The sequence below is a fragment of the Bordetella pseudohinzii genome, assembly GCF_000657795.2.
Taxonomy (GTDB): domain Bacteria; phylum Pseudomonadota; class Gammaproteobacteria; order Burkholderiales; family Burkholderiaceae_B; genus Bordetella; species Bordetella pseudohinzii.
Genome location: NZ_JHEP02000034.1, coordinates 1 through 3,907 on the forward strand (window position 1 = coordinate 1; position 3,907 = coordinate 3,907).

Below are 3,907 nucleotides of genomic sequence, written 5' to 3' on the forward strand. Positions count from 1 at the left end.
ACGCAGCCGTCTCTTCCAGCGAGGCGGCCTGCTCTTCGGTGCGGCTGGACAGATCCGTATTGCCCGCCGAGATCTCGCGCGCGCCGACGTTGATCTCGTCCACGCCGCGGCGCACCGTCGAGACCGTGCGCGTCAGGCTCTCCTGCATGCGCTTGAGCGCGGCGAATAGCTGGCCTATCTCATTGCTGTTGCGCACCTCCACCCGCGCCGTCAGGTCCCCGCCGGCGATACGGTCGAAATGCTGCCCGGCCTCGAGCAAGGGACGCACGACGAGGCGGCCGAAGACGATGCGCGACAGCACCATCAGCACCAGCGCCAGCAGCACCGCGCCGACCACGGCCACGATGGCGCTCTCGAAACTCTTGCGCGCATAGTCTATGGTCTCCTGTTGCTGCTGGCCGATGTATTTGGAGAACTCACCAATGGCCTCGATGAAGGCCGCGCTGCGCGGCGTGCCGTACTCGTTGTTCACCATGTAGAAGGTGGAGTAGTCCTCGCTGCGCAAGGCCTCGACCATGGTGTCCACGCCGTCGTCGATATACGAGCGGTAGCGGCGCACGAGATTCATGGACAGCTGGCGGCCGGTATCGTCCTCCAGCATATTCTTCTGGAATTCACTGAAGCGGTTGCGCACCCCGTTGAGCAGATCGGTGGCGTCCTTCAGCGTCTTGGTGGCGGCCTGGCCCGAGTTCTCGCCGCTGCCCCAGCCGGACTCCTGCAGATGACGCGCGGCCACCATGAGCGAAACACGGGCGCGCAGCATGTCGCTGTTGATGATCTCGACCTGCTTGGCGCGGTCGGTCAGATCGTTGATCTGCTGCACGGCCTGGTAGTTCTGCTGCAGAAAGTATGCCGCCATCGCGCCCAGCGCGGCGATCAAAAGGGCGAAAAAGCCCAGCAGGCACAACAACAGGGTGCCGACATGCGCATTGCGCAAGGAAAATGAACGCTTCTGCTTCTGTTTTGAGGGTCGCGACCGCTTCTTGGTCTTGGTCGGCTTGGCCTCGGATTCGAAACTGGTTTCCATTAACTTCCCCGTCCTTCTGATAAAGCAACAAAAATGAGCAAGCCACCGCACCGGCCTCAGGGAAGGCTTGGGGCGATGGCCGACCGTTCCGAAGGGTAGCGGTCTAGCGGCGGACGTGATTAACGGGCCGGTTTTTCTCCAGGCCCTGGGATCACGATGAGTTCAATCCCGGGCGCCGCGGCGGCGGGGCCCGAGACCGCCGCGGTCTGCGGCGGCGGTGGCCCGAGGAGCTTTTCACGCTCCCAGGGCTCTAGCAGGATGTTGGTGCTATCCAACAATCTGACCAGACGGCCGTCCGGCCCGAACTGCAACAAGGCCTCCTTCCTGCTATAGAAGCCGTCAGTCAAAAATGTGATGTGGGACCGCCAAAGCGCCACCCGGCTGCCGTCGGGCCGGTTGTAGATCTGGTCAGGCAAGGCGCCCAGCGCCCGCGCCGCGTCATCCAGGCTGCTTTGCCCCGGCGTGAGCGTGGACAACTTGCCCCCGTCGAAGTTGTGCCCCGACACCGCGCAGCCGCCAAGCAGCAGCGCGGTCAGGCACCAGGCCATCATCTGTTTGAACACGGCATCCCACTCCCAAGGGCTGATCCGCCCTCACTGCCAGCCCAGGGGGCCGGGCGGTTTAAAACGATTCCCAATCTTCATCGGCGCCGCGCCGGGCGGCCGCGGGCCGCGGCGGCTCGGCGGCCGGCTCGACCGCGCGCCGGCGGCGCTGCGTGGCGGCGCCCTCGGCGGCGGCAAGACGCCGCGCGGGCGGGGCCGCTTCGGCCTTGTCCTGCGCGGGTTCGGCGGCCACCGCCTTGGGCCGGACCGACGCCAGGCGCTGGGCGCTGACATCGATGACCTCGCCGGCCTGGATCTTGAACACCGCCACCGCTTCGGCCAGGCGCTGCGATTGATCCTGCATGGAACCGGCGGCGGCCGCCGCCTCCTCGACCAGGGCGGCGTTCTGCTGCGTGACCTCGTCCATTTGCGTGACCGCGCGGTTGACCTGCTCGATGCCGCTGGATTGCTCCTGCGAGGCGGCTGCGATCTCGCCCATGATGTCGGTCACCCGTTTGACCGAGGCCACGATCTCCTGCATCGTCGCCCCGGCGCGGCCCACTTGCTGCGAACCCGCCGCGACCTTGCCCACCGAGTCCTCGATCAGCGTCTTGATCTCCTTGGCCGCCTGGGCGCTGCGCTGCGCCAGTGAACGCACCTCGCCCGCCACCACCGCAAAACCCTTGCCCTGCTCGCCGGCCCGCGCGGCTTCCACCGCCGCGTTCAGCGCCAGGATATTGGTCTGGAAGGCGATCCCGTCGATGACCGACACAATCTCCGAAATCTTGCGCGAGCTGGCCGAAATCCCCTCCATGGTCTGCACCACTTCCGAGACCACGGCGCCGCCGCGTTCGGCCACATCCGAGGCGCTGGCCGCCAGCTGGTTGGCCTGGCGGGCATTGTCCGCGTTCTGCTTGACCGTGGAAGCCAGTTGCTCCATCGAGGCGGCCGTCTCCTCCAGCGAGGCGGCCTGCTCTTCGGTGCGGCTGGACAAATCGGTATTGCCCGCGGCGATCTCGCGCGCGCCCACATGGATCTCATCCACGCCGCGGCGCACCGAGGACACCGTGCGCGTCAGGCTTTCCTGCATGCGCTTGAGCGCGGCGAAGAGCTGACCGATCTCGTTGGCGCTGCGGGCCTCGACGCGCCCGGTCAAGTCGCCCGAGGCGATTTTCTCGAAATGCTCGCCCACGCGCTGCAAGGGCCGCACGACGGCGCGCGTCATGTAGACAAAGGCCGATGCCACGACGATGACCATCAACACGATCATGGCCGCATAGAGCAAGGTCATGATGCGGCTGGCCTGGCGCACGCCGGCCAGCGTGTCGGCGCTCATTTTCTGGATGCGCTCGGAGAACCCCTGCTGCTTGGCCGCAAACGCCGCGCTGGCGGCGCCCGCCTTGCGGTTCTTGATATCCAGATAAGCGGCGTGGTCGCCCCGGTCCAGCGCCGCCATCATTTCGCCCAGGGCCGCGACAAAGGCCTTGAAGCTGCCCATGACCTCGGCCTCCATCCGCCGGCCTTCGTCATCGTGCTTGGGAATGGACTGGAAGGCCTCCATCTTGCGCGCGGCGTCGGCATTGAGCTCGCGCACGGTACTGACGTTCTGCGCCGCCCCGGCCTCATCGCCGGAGGCGCGCTGCGCGGCCGCGATGTCCGCGCGCACCGTGGCGCGCAGCATCTGGCTGTAGGCGTCCTTGATCAGCACATTCTGCTGAACGCTGACACTGTCCAGCATGTCCAGGGCTTCGTCGGCCTTATGTATGGCGCTCCAACCCAAGCCAATGGCGAACAGCCCCATCAGCGCCAGGACCAATAACGCCAGCAACAGCCCCGTACGAACCTTCAAGTTTGCTAACATTTTTGATGCATCCTTCCACCCTGAACCCGGCCCCCAAGGGGCCGGCGATTGTCATGCGCGCCGCCCCGCGACGCCTGGCGGTTTAAAACGACTCCCAATCCTCATCCGCGGCCGCCTTGCGGACGGGGCGCGCGGCGCCATCGGCCTGGGCATGCCCATTGGCCGATGCCGGACGGCGCGCCGCGCGGCGCGTGGCCGCCCCTTCGGCCGCAGCGGCGCCGGCCGGGCGCGTGGCCAGGCGGGTCAGCTGCGCCGCTTGGGCGGGCTCGGCCGGCGCGGCGTCGGCCGCGGCCGTCACCCGCGGCGCGGCGCTTGCGCGCGCCAGCTGGCGCGCCGGCACATCGATGACCTCGCCCGCATTAATCTTGAACACCGCCACGGCATCGGCCAGTTGGCGCGCTTGCTCCTGCAGCGAACCGGCGGCCGCGGCCGCTTCTTCGACCAGGGCGGCGTTCTGCTGCGTGACCTCGTCCATCT

The 3,907-nt window shown here is 67.2% G+C and carries 3 protein-coding genes and 1 pseudogene; all 4 read right to left on the reverse strand.

Annotated features, from left to right (window positions below; all coding sequences use genetic code 11):
* Positions 1-1,027, reverse strand: a 1,027-nt coding sequence (locus L540_RS21085) for a Tar ligand binding domain-containing protein (RefSeq protein ID WP_048026758.1), incomplete at its 3' end; no start/stop codon positions are given.
* Positions 1,028-1,146: 119 nt separating this feature from the next.
* The gene (locus L540_RS21090; RefSeq protein ID WP_043212029.1) at positions 1,147-1,578 is read right to left on the reverse strand and encodes a hypothetical protein; all 432 of its coding nucleotides are present in this window, start codon (positions 1,576-1,578) and stop codon (positions 1,147-1,149) included.
* Between the two features lie 70 nt (positions 1,579-1,648).
* Complete coding sequence (locus tag L540_RS21095) at positions 1,649-3,430, reverse strand: methyl-accepting chemotaxis protein (protein ID WP_048026760.1); 1,782 nt, start codon at positions 3,428-3,430, stop codon at positions 1,649-1,651.
* 82 nt (positions 3,431-3,512) lie between these two features.
* Positions 3,513-3,907: pseudogene (locus L540_RS21950) on the reverse strand (methyl-accepting chemotaxis protein); the annotation flags it as partial.

Excerpts from the sequence above, each read along its gene's own strand:
- L540_RS21095 (WP_048026760.1), bottom strand. The coding sequence starts at position 3,430 with ATGTTAGCAAACTTGAAGGTTCGTACGGGGCTGTTGCTGGCGTTATTG.
- L540_RS21090 (WP_043212029.1), bottom strand. The coding sequence starts at position 1,578 with ATGATGGCCTGGTGCCTGACCGCGCTGCTGCTTGGCGGCTGCGCGGTG.